Below are 1,213 nucleotides of genomic sequence, written 5' to 3'. Positions count from 1 at the left end.
TGTTATACCTTATAGAGACTCTGTAGATGGATAGAGAAGGATTCACTTTTGACTTAGTTACTCAACGTTTTTTGAAGAACCGGTGGGATACTGAGCTCGGAAAAAGGGTGCTGGAGGAGGTCATACAAGGCTTAAAAAATGGAGTAGAAGTTAGAGCTATTCTGGATGGTTACGTTCTTGAGCACTCAGAGAATCAAGATCCCTATGGTCATCCTTATTACCCAAAAGACGCAATGGACGAAAACAGTTTTTGGGTGTTGACCCATGATGATTTGAGGGGGATTCATGTATATCACGAGACTTTCCCTAATAATTCTAGCTTTTCTGTAAAGTCTCTAAATTATGCTCGTTTTTTTGGTTGTAATTTCTCTGGTACAAACATGGAGCGGACAGAACTTTCCATGGCAACATTTGAAAAGTGCAACTTAGAAGCGGTTTGCTTTGCTGGTGGTGGAGGCTTCGGAACGCGATTCATTGACTCGAACCTTAGAAATGTATGCTATTGGAGTTCTGGATTAATTGACGGTGATATATCTGGTTCTGATCTGAGAGGAATCTATCTTGAAGGCGCAAAGTTAGAAAATATCACAGTGAACTATTCAACGAAGTTAGACCTAGCTCTAAATCTCAATTGGAAGACTCGCAGTATGCCTGTGGACCAAATAGCTGATCACCTAAAAGCGTACCGTGTTGCTTATGAAAGGGCAGAGATTTGGCACAATGTGGACCAGTACTTAAATCTAGAAAGAGCAGCGAATAGAAAGTACATACTTTACCCGCAACTCAAAGAAAAGTTCTCAGCAAGGGGATTCTATCGTTGGGTTTCTGATTTGATGTGGGGCTACGGCACTGGTTACGGGACAAAGCCATCTCGGCTGATATTGTCTGGTTTCGTAGTGTCTATCTTATTTTCTATATTTTTCTATATTGCTGGTAACCCAGGTGAAAACCAAGAGTTTGTATCTTCGCTGTATTTCTCTTTTACTACGTTTGCAACTTTAGGGTACGGTGACCTTTCCTACGCTGCGGACCGATGGATTATGAGATTAATAAGCACATCAGAGGCGTGGGCAGGCGCAGTACTAATAGCTGCTTATGTTGGTGTGCTCGGACGAAAAGTAATTAGGCATTAGCGAGAGGGTATAACAAGCACATGCACAGGAAATCAAAAGCGCTGCTTCGCTCTGCTTTTGCCTCCTGTGATGTGAACGTT

Annotated in this window: 1 protein-coding gene; it reads left to right on the top strand. The window is 42.1% G+C overall.

Annotated features, from left to right (window positions below):
- Positions 1-26: 26 nt before the first annotated feature.
- Complete coding sequence (locus tag GTH32_RS19245) at positions 27-1,133, top strand: ion channel (protein ID WP_163088806.1); 1,107 nt, start codon at positions 27-29, stop codon at positions 1,131-1,133.
- Positions 1,134-1,213: the final 80 nt, after the last annotated feature.

The organism is Alteromonas profundi (assembly GCF_010500865.1).
GTDB lineage: Bacteria > Pseudomonadota > Gammaproteobacteria > Enterobacterales > Alteromonadaceae > Alteromonas > Alteromonas profundi.
This window is presented reverse-complemented; position numbering and strand designations above follow the sequence as displayed.

What these genes read in the sequence shown, in the direction of transcription:
- GTH32_RS19245 (WP_163088806.1), top strand. Translation starts at nt 27, where the DNA reads ATGGATAGAGAAGGATTCACTTTTGACTTAGTTACTCAACGTTTTTTG.